Consider the following 12,776-nt stretch of genomic DNA (forward strand, 5'->3'; position numbering starts at 1 on the left):
GTGACATGGCTGCGCCGGATATGGTAATCGGGACCCAACAGCTAGAGGGGATGGACGTCGGATGGCCGGGGCCACCATCGCCGTCGCGTCGGATCATGCCGGCTTCGACCTGAAGGAAATTCTCAAGCGCGACTTGCAGCAAGCTGGTCACGACGTGCTCGACCTCGGGACCAGTTCCACGGCAACGGTCGACTATCCCGATTTCGGGCAGGCGATGGCCGAGGTCATTGCCACCGGCCGCGCGGGGCGCGGCGTTCTCGTATGCGGCAGCGGGATCGGCATCTCGATCGCGGCTAATCGCAACCCGATGGTTCGTGCCGCTCTTGCACATGATGTGAGATCGGCGCGACTGTCGCGCGAACACAACGACGCCAACGTTGTGGCGTTCGGCCAGAGATTGATCGACGTCGAGACAGCACGCGAGGCGCTGCAAGTGTTTCTCGCCACGCCATTCGAAGGCGGCCGGCATGCCGGCCGCGTCGCCAAGCTCTCGAGGGAATTGCCAAAATGAGCCAGCCTGCCGCGAAGACCGAAGAGACCGCTTTGCCAATGTTTACGCAAGATCTGGCCGAAGCCGATCCTGCGATCCATGCCGTGCTGCAGGGCGAGCTGCAGCGCCAGCGCGAGCAGATCGAACTGATCGCCTCGGAGAACATCGTGTCGCGCGCCGTTCTCGAGGCGGCCGGATCCGTACTGACCAACAAATATGCCGAAGGATATCCCGGCCGACGTTACTATGGCGGCTGCGAGGAAGTCGACAAGGCCGAGCAACTCGCCATCGACCGCGCCTGCAAGCTTTTCGATTGCGCTTTCGCGAATGTGCAGCCCCATTCGGGTGCGCAGGCCAATCAGGCCGTGTTCATGGCGCTGCTGAAGCCGGGCGACACCTTTCTGGGCATGGCGCTCGACCAGGGCGGCCACCTCACGCACGGCTCGCCCGCAAACCAGTCCGGCAAATGGTTCAAGGTCGTGTCGTACGGCGTCAAGCCCGACACGCATCTGATCGACTACGAGCAGATGGAAGCGATCGCGCGAAAGGAGAAGCCAAGGCTGATCATCGCCGGCGCCTCCGCCTACTCGCGCCAGATCGACTGGGCGCGCTTCCGCAAGGCCGCCGACGAAATCGGCGCGTTCTTCATGGTCGACATGGCCCATTATGCCGGGCTGGTGGCTGGCGGTGTCTATCCGAGCCCGCTGCCCCATGCCCACGTCGTGACGACGACGACCCACAAGACGCTGCGCGGTCCGCGCGGTGGCATGATTCTCTCGACCGATGCGGAGATCGGCAAGAAGATCAATTCGGCGGTCTTTCCGGGACTGCAGGGCGGGCCGCTGATGCACGTCATCGCCGCCAAGGCCGTGGCCCTCGGCGAGGCGCTGCGACCCGACTTCAAGGTCTATGCCCAACGCACCATAGACAATGCCCGTGCGCTCGCCTCGGCACTGACGGAGCGAGGTTTGAAGATCGTCTCCGGGGGTACCGACAGCCATGTCATGCTGGTCGATCTGCGGCCGAAGAAGGCGACAGGCGTCGCGGCGGAGAAGGTGCTCGATCGCGCCGGCATCACCGTCAACAAGAACAGCATCCCGGGCGACCCGGAGAAATACACGATTACTTCCGGTGTCCGCCTGGGATCGCCGGCGGGCACGACGCGCGGCTTGGGCGTGGCCGAGTTCCGTCAGGTGGGTCATCTGATCGCGGACGTTCTGGACGGAGTCGCGAGGAACGGCCCGGACGGCGATGCTCAGGTCGAGGCGCAGGTTCGCGGCAAGGTCCACGACCTTTGCGCGCGTTTCCCGATCTACCGCGACTGACAAGGCGCCGCAGACAAGCAAGGGGGGAGAGATGCGCTGTCCATTCTGCGGTCACGAGGATACCCAGGTTAAGGACTCGAGACCGACCGACGACAATTCGGCGATCCGCCGTCGGCGGTACTGCCCTTCCTGCGGATCACGCTTCACGACCTTCGAGCGCGTCCAATTGCGCGAATTGACCGTGCTCAAAAAGAACGGCCAACGCGTGGCCTTCGATCGCGACAAGCTCGCGCGCTCGATCTCGGTGGCTTGCCGAAAGCGGCCCGTCGACCCCGAGCGCGTCGAGCGGGTGGTGAACGGCATCGTGCGCCGCCTCGAAAGCTCCGGCGAGAGCGAGATCCCCTCGGCGCAGATCGGCGAACTGGTGATGGACGCGTTGCGCGCGCTCGACCCGGTGGCCTATGTGCGTTTCGCCTCAGTCTATCGCAATTTCCGCGAGGCCAAGGACTTCGAGGAATTCATCTCGGATCTTGCCGAGACCAACTTCAAGGATTGAAGCGATGATGCGCGCGGCGCTCGCGCTGGCGCGCCGATCGCTCGGCCGCACCTGGCCCAATCCTGCCGTCGGCTGCGTGATCGTGCGCGACGGCCGCATCATCGCCCGCGGCCGCACGCGCGACGGCGGCCGTCCGCACGCCGAGGCGGACGCGCTGGCGACAGCGCTCGAGCCTGTGGCCGGCGCCACAGTCTACGTGACGCTCGAACCGTGTGCGCATCACGGCAGGACGCCGCCCTGCGCGGACTCGTTGATCGCGGCCGGCGTATCGCGCGTTGTCTCGGCGATCGAGGATCCCGACCCGCGGGTGAAGGGGCAGGGTCACACACGTCTGAGGGCCGCGGGCATCGCCGTCGAGGTCGGCGAGGGCGCCCAGGCGGCGGCGGAGATCAATGCCGGCTTCTTCCAGCGCGTTCGCGAAGGGCGGCCGCTTTTCCATCTGAAGCTCGCCACCTCCCTCGACGGGGCAATCGCGACATCGACCGGCGAGAGCAAATGGATCACGGGGACGGCGGCCCGCGCCGATGGCCACAGGTTGCGGGCGACGCACGACGCTATCCTGGTGGGTGCCAACACGGTGGCGCTGGACAATCCGGAGCTCGCCTGCCGGCTGCCTGGTCTTGCCGCCTATTCGCCGGTACGGATCGTTCTCGATTCGCGAGCGCGCCTGTCGCTCGACTCCAGGCTCGCGACGACTGCCGGCGCAACCCCGGTTTGGCTGATCTGCACGCAAATCGATCCCGGCCACGAGGTACGGCTGACCGGGCGGGGCGTGAAGGTGATCCGTGTTCCGGCCAGCGCGGACGGACGGGTCGACGTCGTTGCCGCCGCCAGGGCCTTGGGCGACCGGGGCCTCACGCGGGTGTTGATCGAGGGCGGCGGTGAGGTGGCGGCTGCTTTCCTGAAGGCAAACCTGGCCGACCGCATCAGCCACTATCGTTCGGGCTTGGTGATGGGCGCCGACAGCCGCTCTGCGGTCGGGCCCATGGCCGTCGAGCGTTTGGATTTCGCGCCCCGGTTCACCCTGGTCTCGGCCCGAACTGTGGGAGCCGACATGGTGGAAACCTGGCGGAGAGACGCTTAAGTACCGGCCATGTTCACCGGCATCGTCTCCGATATCGGCGAAATCGTCTCCGTCACGCCAGGCGGCAAGACGGGCGACCGCCGCTTTGTCGTGCGTACCAGGCATGACATGAAGGCGGTCACCCTCGGCGCATCGATCGCCTGTTCCGGCTGTTGCCTCACTGTCACCGAGAAGGGGCCGGACCGCTTCACGGTAGAAGCCTCGGGCGAGACCCTCGAGAAGACGCATCTCGGCGATTGGCAGCGAGGCACCCGCATCAATCTCGAATTGTCACTGAAGCTCGGTGACGAGCTCGGCGGCCATCTCGTCTACGGCCATGTCGACGGTGTGGGAAAGATCGTGTCGACGACGCCGGAAGGTGGCAGCATCCGGTTCGTGTTCGAGGCGCCGGCGGACCTCGCGCGCTTCATGGCGGCCAAAGGGTCGATCGCGGTCGACGGCGTGTCGCTCACAGTCAATGAGGTGACCGGCAACCGCGTCGGCGTGAACGTGATTTCACACACCCTGGCGGTCACAACGCTGGGCCAGGCCCAGGCCGGACAACCGGTCAACCTTGAGGTCGATATGCTCGCGCGTTACGTTGCGCGACTGTTGGAGCACGGAAAGGCATGAACGCGCTCGATAAGGACGCCTGGCGCATCACCTTCAGCGAGGTGAAGGCCGCCGCCGAAGACATTATTGAGGAAGCCCGCAAGGGCCGGATGTTCATCCTTGTCGACGACGAGGACCGCGAGAACGAGGGCGACCTCGTCATCCCGGCGCAATTCGCTACGCCCGATGCGATCAACTTCATGGCGAAGCATGCCCGGGGCCTCATTTGTCTTGCACTGCCGCGCGAGCGGGTAGAGCAACTTGGCCTGTCGCTGATGTCCCAGAACAACGGCACGCGCCACCAGACGGCCTTCACGACGTCGATCGAGGCGCGCGAGGGAGTGACAACGGGGATCTCCGCGGCCGACCGCGCACGTACGGTGGCAGTCGCCATCGACCCCTCGTGCGGTCCGCACGACATCGTGACACCGGGCCATGTCTTTCCCCTGGTCGCCCGCGACGGCGGAACGCTGGAGCGCACCGGACACACGGAGGCGGCCGTTGATCTGGCACGCCTCGCCGGGCTGACGCCGGCAGGCGTGATTTGCGAGATCATGAACGACGACGGGACGATGGCCCGCCGCAACGATCTCATCAGCTTCGCCCAGCGCCACGGCCTCAAGATCGGCACCATCGCCGATCTCATCGCTTATCGCCGGCGCTACGATTCAATTGTGAAGCGGATCAGCGACACGGTGTTCGACAGCATCTACGGCGGAGACTTTCGCTGCGTCGTCTATCTCAACAAGGTGACGAAGGCCCAGCATATCGCCCTTGTGAAGGGCGATCCGGCGACCGGCGGCCCGGTCACGGTGCGCATGCATGCCGTCAACATCTTTACCGACGCCCTTGGTCAGCGCAGCGGCGGCCGCGGCGGCGAGATCGAGGCTTCGATGCATGCCATCGCTGCCGAGGGACGCGGGGTGATCGTTCTCATCCGCGAGCCGCTGACCGTGGTACTCTCCGAGCAGCGTCGGCGCGCTGGCGAGCCGGTTGCACCGGCTGGCCAGGAGCTGCGCGACTACGGTGTCGGCGCCCAGATCCTGATCGACCTCGGCGTCAAGGACATGATCCTGCTTACCCACTCCAAGAAGAGCATTGTCGGCCTCGAGGGCTTCGGGCTGCGGGTCGTCGGGCAAAGGCCCGTTCCCGACCGAACGGCGGGCTGACCGATGTCGACACGGACCGAAACGCCGACGGCTCGGCCCGCGATCGACGGCGTCAGGGGCGCCCGCATCTTGATTGTCGAATCGCGCTACTACGCCGAGATCGCGGACGCGCTGATCACCGGTGCCGAGCACGAGATTGCAAGGAACGGCGCGCTGGCGGAGCGTGTCGTCGTGCCCGGCGCGTTCGAGATTCCCGGCGCGATCGCGCTCGCGGCCGGCCGTTATGACGGATTTGTCGCCCTGGGATGCGTCGTTCGCGGGGAGACCACGCACTACGACTATGTTTGCGGCGAGAGTGCCCGAGGTCTGATGGATCTGACGGTCCGGGACAAGCTCGCCATTGGCTATGGCATCGTCACGGTCGATACGATGGATCAGGCGCGGGCCCGCGCCTTTGTCGACCGTGGCAACAAGGGCGGCGATGCCGCCCATGCCTGCCTCGCCATGGTGGCGCTCGGGCGACGCTGGCGGAACGGATGAGCGAGCAAGCGACGCCAGACCGTCCGCCGAGCCGGCGTCAGGCGGCGCGCCTGGCGGCGGTGCAGGCCCTCTATCAATGGCAGGAAGGCCAGGATGCACCCGGAGATATCGTCGAGCAGTTCCTGAAGGTGCGTACCGGCGAATCGGGCGAAGGCGGCATGCGGCGCGATGCCGACCGGCCCTTGTTCAAGGATGTCGTCGAAGGCGCTGCAGGACACAGGCAGGAGCTGCAGGAGACAGTCGCTTCGGCGCTCGCCGAGGACTGGACCTGGGGACGCGTCGATCGTCTGGTGCGCGCGATACTCCTCGCCGGGGCGTACGAGCTGGTGCATCGCCGCGACGTGCCACCCAAGGTGGCGATCAACGAATATGTCGAGATCGCACATGCGTTCTACGATCAGGGCGAGCCGACATTCGTCAATTCGGTGCTCGATCGCGTGGCCCGCCAGGTGCGCGGCTCGGAATTGACCAGTTAGCATGGCCGGCCGGCGGCTCGGTCAGTTCGAGCTGATCGCGCGGTACTTTGCGCCATTGGCGAAGGGCTTCCCGGGAGCAGGCGACCTCAAGAGCGACAATGCGTTCCTGCCCGCGGACGCCCGTCACGATCTCGTGGTGAAGACCGATACGATCGTTGCCGGCGTGCACTTTCTCCCCGACGAAAGGCCCGAGATCGTGGCTGCGAAAGCGCTGCGGGTCTGCCTTTCCGATCTGGCGGCCGGCGGCGCGACGCCTTATGCCTATCAACTGGCGTTGGCCCTCGATCCGGCATGGACGCAACGCTGGATAGCGGCATTCGCGCGTGGTCTTGGAGCAGATCAGCGTCGCTATGGCGTCGTCCTTTGCGGTGGCGATACGGTCGCCACCCCGGGGCCACTCACCGTCACGATCACCGCTTTTGGTCACGTGGCGCGCGGCAAGGGGTTGAGCCGCAGCGGCGCCAGGCGAGGTGACGAGCTCTGGGTCAGCGGGACGATCGGCGATGCGGCGATCGGCCTGTTGGCAGCCGGCGGTCGTCTGGCGAGCCCGGCACTCGAAAACCGCTATCGCCTTCCTCGGCCGCGCACCACCTTGGGACCGCTTCTGGTCGGAATTGCGAACGCGACAGCCGACGTCTCCGATGGCCTGCTGGCCGATGCGGGCCATATTGCTGAGGCATCGCATCTTGCACTCGTGATCGAACGCGACCGCGTGCCTCTATCGCGCGAAGCACGACGCATCCTCCGGGCCGAGCCGTCCTTGTGGGCCAATGTCCTGGGCGGAGGCGATGACTACGAACTCGTGATGGCGGTGCCCGCCCGCCGACGGAGTGCGCTGCTCAAGGCCGCGCGCACCGCACGTATCGAGGTCAGTCCGATTGGCTCATTCGCCGCTGGTCGAGGCGTGCGGCTTACCGTGGGTGGCCGGACGGTGAGGGCGCCCCGGGCAGGCTACGTCCATTTCTAGGCTTGTGATGATGATCGAACGCAACGCCCACGCGGTCATGGCTGCGTTGCGTGCGGACTTTCCACCTCGGCGCCGATTCGCTTGGGCCGATCACGCAATGCCGACTAGAGTGCGCGCCGAATGGATAGCCTGACGAGACTCCGGGAGGCGCAGCCGGCGGCGGCCCCCGGGAGCATACCGCACCGATCGCTGCGCAACATCGCCCTGCTGGCGACATGTCAGGCGCTCACCCAAAGCAGCAACACGCTGATGTTCGCGTCGTCGGCGCTTGCCGTGCTCACCATTGTGCCGGCCGACATGCGACTGCTGGCCAATCTGCCCATCACCATGCAGCATCTGGGCGTCATGCTCTCGGTATTTCCGGCCTCGATGCTGATGATGCGTCGCGGCCGGCGCTTTGGCTTTCGCACCGGCTCGGTGGCCGGCATGGTGGGTGCCTCTTGTGCCGCCGTCGGCTTGGGCATGGGCAGCTTTGTCGCGATGTGCCTGGGTGGCCTGCTGCTGGGCTTTGCCATCGCCAACATGCAGCTCTACCGGTTTGCCGCGGTCGAACTGGCGCCGCCTCATTTCCGCGCGCAGGCGATCTCGTACGTGACAGCGGGCGGCGTAGTGGCGGGTATCATCGGTCCGACCCTGGCGCGATGGACACCGGACCTCTGGCTTCCGACCTTCCAGGCGAGCTTCGTCGCCGTGGTCGTCGTGCATGTGATCGTGTTCATGGTCCTGAGTTTGATCGAGTTCCCCGTGATCAGGACGGAAGACAGCACCGAACCGCAGCGGCCGTTGCTCGAGATCGTGACCCAGCCGGCCTACATGGTGGCCGTAGCGGGTGCGATGATCGCCTTCGGCGTCATGTCGTTCGTCATGGCCGCCTCGCCGCTCGCCATCGTGCAGTGCGGCCTCGACAAGGCCGAGGCGCCAGTCACGATCTTCACGCACGTCATGGGCATGTTCATTCCGGCCTTCTTCACGGGCCACCTTGTCGCGCGCTTCGGTATCTTCAATGTGATGCTTGCAGGAGTCGCCCTGCTGGTCGCCGGTGTTGCCGTCGCCTTGATGGGCACCACGGCCTGGCATTTCCGCGGTGCCCTCAGCTTGAACGGTGTCGGCTGGAACTTCCTGTTCGTCGGCGCCACGACCCTGCTGACGACGACGTATCGGCCGGCGGAGCGCGGCAAGGCGCAGGCGTTCAACGACTTCATGGTTTTCGGCACCACGACCACCGCCAGCCTGATGGCAAGCGTGGTGCTGGAACTCAAGGGCTGGGCGATGCTGAACTACTTCGCCTTCGTTCTGGTCTGTGCCGCGCTCCTCGTCATTTGTCTGTTTCGGCTGCGCCACCCCGCCCGAGCGTAAGGCCAAGCCCTTGAGGTGACGGGGATTTTCCCTCTTCGGCTGAGGTTGCGCGGCGGTGGGGCTTCTGTCATTTTCCGCCCGCCTCGCCCCGGGGGAGAAACCTTTGCTTCGGGCCGTGACAAGCAGGAAAACGCCGAAAAAACAATAGGTTACATACTATGTCTTCCGTTCTTTGGGCCGTCATCGCGTGCGGCTTGATCGCCGTGCTCTACGGCGTCGTCACCGCGTCGCGCGTCATGGCCGCCGATGCCGGCACGCCGCGCATGCAGGAGATCGCACAAGCGGTCCAGGAGGGCGCGGCCGCATATCTGCGCCGCCAATATACGACCATCGCCATCGTCGGCGTGGTCGTGCTCGTGCTCCTGTTCCTGCTGCTCGGCAAACTCGCCGCGGTTGGTTTCTTTATCGGTGCGGTGCTCTCCGGTGCCACCGGCTTCATCGGCATGAACGTATCGGTGCGAGCCAATGTGCGCACCGCCGTCGCGGCCCAGAAGAGCCTGGGCCAGGGTCTCGACCTTGCCTTCAAGTCGGGGGCCATTACCGGGATGCTGGTGGCCGGCCTCGCGCTGCTGGGGGTCGCCGGCTACTATTCGCTGCTTTCCCGTTCCGGCATCGCCCCCGGGAGCCGCGAGATGGTCGATGCGCTGGTGGCGCTCGGCTTCGGTGCTTCCTTGATCTCGATCTTCGCTCGCCTCGGCGGCGGCATCTTCACCAAAGGCGCGGATGTCGGTGGCGACATGGTCGGCAAGGTCGAAGCTGGCATTCCGGAAGACGACCCGCGCAATCCGGCCACCATCGCCGACAACGTGGGCGACAACGTCGGCGACTGCGCCGGAATGGCCGCTGACCTGTTCGAGACCTACGCGGTGACGACGGTCGCTACCATGGTGCTGGCCTCGATCTTCTTCGCCGGCGACGCCGCCCTGGTCACGAAGCTGATGGTCTATCCTCTGGCGATCGGTGCGGCCTGCATCATCACCTCGATCATCGGCACGTTCTTCGTCAAGTTGGGCGAGGACGCCAAGATCATGTGGGCGATGTACAAGGGCGTCATCGTGGCGGCGGTCCTGTCGATTCCGGCGATCTGGTTCGTCACCAGCCAGATCGTGGGCATGGATACGGTTCTCAAGGTCGGTGACCGGTCCTTCACCGGCCTTTCGCTCTTCTGGTGTTCCCTCGTCGGGCTCGCAATCACCGGCCTGATCGTGTGGATCACGGAGTACTATACCGGCACGGACTATCGCCCGGTGAAGGCGGTCGCTCAGGCCTCCGTCACCGGCCACGGCACCAACGTCATCGCAGGGCTCGCGATGTCGATGGAGGCCACGGCCATGCCGGCGTTGCTGATCTGCGCGGGGATCGTGATCTGCTACGTCCTCGCCGGTCTGTTCGGCATCGCGGTCGCTACCACCGCCATGCTCGCGCTCGCCGGCATGGTGGTGGCGCTGGATGCCTACGGCCCGGTCACCGACAATGCCGGCGGCATCGCCGAGATGTCGGGCCTGCCGAAGGAAGTGCGCAAGAATACCGATGCGCTCGACGCTGTGGGCAACACCACCAAGGCGGTCACCAAGGGCTACGCCATCGCCTCGGCAGGGCTGGGTGCGCTGGTGCTGTTCGCGGCCTATACCTCCGACCTCGACTACTTCATGAGCCAGGGGAAGCTCGGCACCAAGGTCGTCGAGTTCTCGCTCAAGAACCCTTACGTCGTGGTCGGTCTGCTGATCGGCGGCCTGCTGCCCTACTTGTTCGGCGGCATGTCGATGCTGGCCGTCGGTCGCGCCGCGCAGTCGGTCGTCGAGGAAGTTCGCCGGCAGTTCAAGGAGAAGCCGGGCATCATGAAGGGCTCGGATCGTCCCGACTACGGCCGCGCCGTCGACATGCTGACGCGCGCCGCCATCAAGGAGATGATGATCCCTTCGCTCCTCCCGGTCCTCTCGCCGATCGTGGTGTTCTTCGTGATCAGCGCGATCTCGAATCGATCGGATGCATTCGCCGCTGTGGGCGCCATGCTGCTCGGCGTGATCGTCACCGGAATCTTCGTCGCCATCTCGATGACCGCCGGAGGCGGGGCCTGGGACAATGCCAAGAAGTATATCGAGGAGGGCCATTTCGGCGGCAAGGGATCCGAGGCCCACAAGGCTGCAGTAACTGGCGACACCGTGGGCGATCCGTACAAGGATACGTCCGGGCCGGCCGTCAATCCGATGATCAAGATCACCAATATCGTGGCCTTGCTCCTGCTCGCCGTGCTGGCGCACTAAGCCCCAACACACATCGCAAGAGAAAGCCCCGGTCGACAGGCCGGGGCTTTTTTCGTCAGATGCCGCCGCTGGTCGGCGCGCCGGGATTGGACTGCTTGGGCGTGCTGAAGCGGCCGACATTGCCCAGGATCTGCTCAAGGATCGTGAGCTCCTTGCCCGCGGTCGGCGTGATGCGCGAGACCATGGTGATATTCTCGGCATCACTCTGGTCGTATTTCTTGATCGCCTGCAGGCGCCCCGCGTCATTGAACGTGAGCTGCATCACTTTCTGGTCAGTGATCTCAGGCTTGAGGAACGCCCAATTCTCCTGTTTCTGGCTGATGTAGTACCAGATGCTGGGATTGAAGGTGGACACGGTCGAGGGCGATCCGATCAGCCGGATGACGTCGTCGCGGCTCTGAGTGCCGATCTCGAGCTTCTCGACCGAACCCGGGGTCGGGGCGAAGCCGCGCTGGGCGACAATGTTGGAGCACCCGCCCAGGGCGAGAGCGCCGAAAGCGGCGCCGACAAGGAGGATCGGGACGGTGCGACGCATGGACGTTTTCTTGGGTTCCGGAGAAAGAGGGTGCACAACATGTCGTGGCGAAGGCTTTGGGTCAACCGCAGGGCGTCGTGACGAGGGAGAAAGCGCTTGTTTCGCCGCAGGAACCCTGATGCCGAATACGCTGCCGCAATCTATCGGGCAGTCGCCGAGCGTGCCCGCACGCCGGAGTTGTTCGAGGCTTGCGGCATTCCAGACACTCTCGATGGCCGTTTCGACGCGCTCGCCCTGCATGCCGCGCTGATGATCGACCGGCTTCACCGCGAGCCCGATGGTGAAGCTCTGGCGCAAGCTTTCTTCGATGCCATGTTCAAGCATCTGGATCTCACCTTGCGCGAGATCGGCGTACAGGACTTGGGTGTCGGCCGGCGCATCAAGATCATGGCCGAAGGCTTTCATGGCCGTGCCCTGGCTTACCGCGAGGCGCTCGCCGGCGGACCGGCGCTCCTCGGCGAGGTCTTGCGCCGCAATGCCTATGGCGGTAGGCCGCCCGAGGACGCTGCTTGCGTGGACTATTTGGAAGCGTATGTCCGCCGGGAACTTGAACGGCTTGGCGCAGCAGCTCGCCCAGACCTCGTGAAGTAGATCAGTAAAATGCCATATCGCCCTGAAAAACAGGAAAAGTCAGAACTTGAAAGAGTCGTCGACCTCGATCGCATGGGGCTCTCCGGTGCGGCGCTGGATATTGTCGCCAGCGATAGCGAACGGGCCGCCCTTGTCAGGCGCTTCGGTTTCCTGGGATTGCCGGCATTCTCGGCGCGCGCGACTGTTGACCGGAAACCCGGGGGGCAAATCGTGGTCGAAGGCCGGCTGCGCGGCAAAGTCGTGCAGGCATGTATCCTTACCCTCGATCCGGTAAGTCAGGATCTCGACGAGACCTTCCGTATCGTGTTCAAGCAGGACTTGACCGAGGAACGGGATCCGGAGAGCGGGGAGGCGATCATCGGGGCCCAGGTGGACGCGCCCGAGCCGTTGTCAGGAAATATGCTCGATGTCGGCGAAATCGTCGCCGAGCAGCTCTCGCTTGCTGCAGACCCGTATCCGCGGCGGCCTGGTGTCAAGCTCGAGGACGTGCTGCCCAGGCATCGCCACGGCAGCCGAACGAGCCGGGCCGAGCAACGACGTCACCCCTTTGCCGGTTTGGCGGCCCTGCGCGACAAACCGCGACGCGGTCGGTAAGGTAAAATGTTGCGATGGTGTAACGATTTGGCTAGAGAAGTCGGCCCGCCGCGCCTATCGAGCGCGGCCTCAGCTTTTTAGGGCAGGCGCCGCCGCCCCGCTCCGGAGATTGTCATGGCAGTTCCCAAGAAGAAGGTTTCGAAGTCACGGCGCAACATGCGGCGCGCCCACCATGCCTTGCCATCAATGGCATATGTCGAATGCAAGAACTGCGGCGAACTGAAACGGCCGCATACCGTGTGCTCACACTGCGGCTACTATCGCGAGGACATGCCGGTCCTGGCCGACAGCACGTCGGCCGAGAAGTAGGCCGCCACGCGCGGCCGGCGATGGGCTGGCAGTCGACAGGCGGAGCGGC

The 12,776-nt window shown here is 65.0% G+C and carries 15 protein-coding genes; 14 read left to right on the forward strand and 1 reads right to left on the reverse strand.

Annotation, left to right across the window (positions count from 1 at the left end; translation table 11 throughout):
• Positions 1 to 61 precede the first annotated feature (61 nt).
• The 11 genes from rpiB (at position 62) to VH499_RS15370 (ending at position 10,698) form a co-directional block, all read left to right on the forward strand.
• Positions 62 to 511 (forward strand): ribose 5-phosphate isomerase B, encoded by a 450-nt coding sequence (gene rpiB, locus VH499_RS15320; protein ID WP_332053609.1) that lies wholly within the window; start codon positions 62 to 64, stop codon positions 509 to 511.
• On the forward strand, positions 508 to 1,815 hold the full coding sequence (glyA, locus tag VH499_RS15325; protein WP_414709791.1) for a serine hydroxymethyltransferase: 1,308 nt from the start codon (positions 508 to 510) through the stop codon (positions 1,813 to 1,815). Before rpiB ends, glyA begins: the two co-directional genes overlap by 4 nt.
• 31 nt (positions 1,816 to 1,846) lie before the next feature.
• Positions 1,847 to 2,311, forward strand: coding sequence for a transcriptional regulator NrdR (gene nrdR / locus VH499_RS15330; RefSeq protein ID WP_332053611.1), 465 nt, complete (start codon positions 1,847 to 1,849; stop codon positions 2,309 to 2,311).
• Between the two features lie 4 nt (positions 2,312 to 2,315).
• Positions 2,316 to 3,395, forward strand: coding sequence for a bifunctional diaminohydroxyphosphoribosylaminopyrimidine deaminase/5-amino-6-(5-phosphoribosylamino)uracil reductase RibD (gene ribD / locus VH499_RS15335; protein WP_332053612.1), 1,080 nt, complete (start codon positions 2,316 to 2,318; stop codon positions 3,393 to 3,395).
• A gap of 9 nt (positions 3,396 to 3,404) precedes the next feature.
• Positions 3,405 to 4,007: a riboflavin synthase gene (locus tag VH499_RS15340; RefSeq protein ID WP_332053613.1), complete on the forward strand. Its 603-nt coding sequence runs from the start codon at positions 3,405 to 3,407 to the stop codon at positions 4,005 to 4,007.
• Positions 4,004 to 5,155: a 3,4-dihydroxy-2-butanone-4-phosphate synthase gene (gene ribB, locus VH499_RS15345; protein ID WP_332053614.1), complete on the forward strand. Its 1,152-nt coding sequence runs from the start codon at positions 4,004 to 4,006 to the stop codon at positions 5,153 to 5,155. The genes VH499_RS15340 and ribB overlap by 4 nt, the downstream gene beginning before the upstream one ends.
• Before the next feature lie 3 nt (positions 5,156 to 5,158).
• The gene (gene ribH / locus VH499_RS15350) at positions 5,159 to 5,635 is read left to right on the forward strand and encodes a 6,7-dimethyl-8-ribityllumazine synthase (RefSeq protein WP_332053615.1); all 477 of its coding nucleotides are present in this window, start codon (positions 5,159 to 5,161) and stop codon (positions 5,633 to 5,635) included.
• Positions 5,632 to 6,111 carry a transcription antitermination factor NusB gene (gene nusB / locus VH499_RS15355; RefSeq protein WP_332053616.1) on the forward strand — a complete coding sequence of 160 codons (480 nt, stop codon included), beginning with the start codon at positions 5,632 to 5,634 and terminating at the stop codon, positions 6,109 to 6,111. The genes ribH and nusB overlap by 4 nt, the downstream gene beginning before the upstream one ends.
• Position 6,112: 1 nt before the next feature.
• The gene (gene thiL / locus VH499_RS15360) at positions 6,113 to 7,078 is read left to right on the forward strand and encodes a thiamine-phosphate kinase (protein ID WP_332053617.1); all 966 of its coding nucleotides are present in this window, start codon (positions 6,113 to 6,115) and stop codon (positions 7,076 to 7,078) included.
• A gap of 120 nt (positions 7,079 to 7,198) precedes the next feature.
• Complete coding sequence (locus VH499_RS15365) at positions 7,199 to 8,434, forward strand: MFS transporter (protein ID WP_332053618.1); 1,236 nt, start codon at positions 7,199 to 7,201, stop codon at positions 8,432 to 8,434.
• Positions 8,435 to 8,592: 158 nt separating this feature from the next.
• Positions 8,593 to 10,698, forward strand: coding sequence for a sodium-translocating pyrophosphatase (locus tag VH499_RS15370; RefSeq protein WP_332053619.1), 2,106 nt, complete (start codon positions 8,593 to 8,595; stop codon positions 10,696 to 10,698).
• 55 nt (positions 10,699 to 10,753) lie between these two features.
• On the opposite strand, the gene VH499_RS15375 is transcribed toward VH499_RS15370, so the two are convergent.
• Positions 10,754 to 11,473 (reverse strand): outer membrane protein assembly factor BamE, encoded by a 720-nt coding sequence (locus tag VH499_RS15375; protein ID WP_414709792.1) that lies wholly within the window; start codon positions 11,471 to 11,473, stop codon positions 10,754 to 10,756.
• Here VH499_RS15375 and VH499_RS26165 point away from each other — a divergent pair.
• From VH499_RS26165 to rpmF, 3 genes are all read left to right on the forward strand, one after another.
• On the forward strand, positions 11,411 to 11,824 hold the full coding sequence (locus tag VH499_RS26165) for a ubiquinol-cytochrome C chaperone family protein (RefSeq protein WP_414709793.1): 414 nt from the start codon (positions 11,411 to 11,413) through the stop codon (positions 11,822 to 11,824). The genes VH499_RS15375 and VH499_RS26165 overlap by 63 nt on opposite strands.
• 9 nt (positions 11,825 to 11,833) lie before the next feature.
• Complete coding sequence (locus VH499_RS15380; RefSeq protein WP_332053621.1) at positions 11,834 to 12,418, forward strand: DUF177 domain-containing protein; 585 nt, start codon at positions 11,834 to 11,836, stop codon at positions 12,416 to 12,418.
• 114 nt (positions 12,419 to 12,532) lie between these two features.
• The gene (rpmF, locus tag VH499_RS15385) at positions 12,533 to 12,727 is read left to right on the forward strand and encodes a 50S ribosomal protein L32 (RefSeq protein WP_332053622.1); all 195 of its coding nucleotides are present in this window, start codon (positions 12,533 to 12,535) and stop codon (positions 12,725 to 12,727) included.
• The last annotated feature ends 49 nt before the right edge of the window (positions 12,728 to 12,776 follow it).

The sequence above is a fragment of the Reyranella sp. genome (genome assembly GCF_036558665.1).
Lineage (GTDB): Bacteria > Pseudomonadota > Alphaproteobacteria > Reyranellales > Reyranellaceae > Reyranella.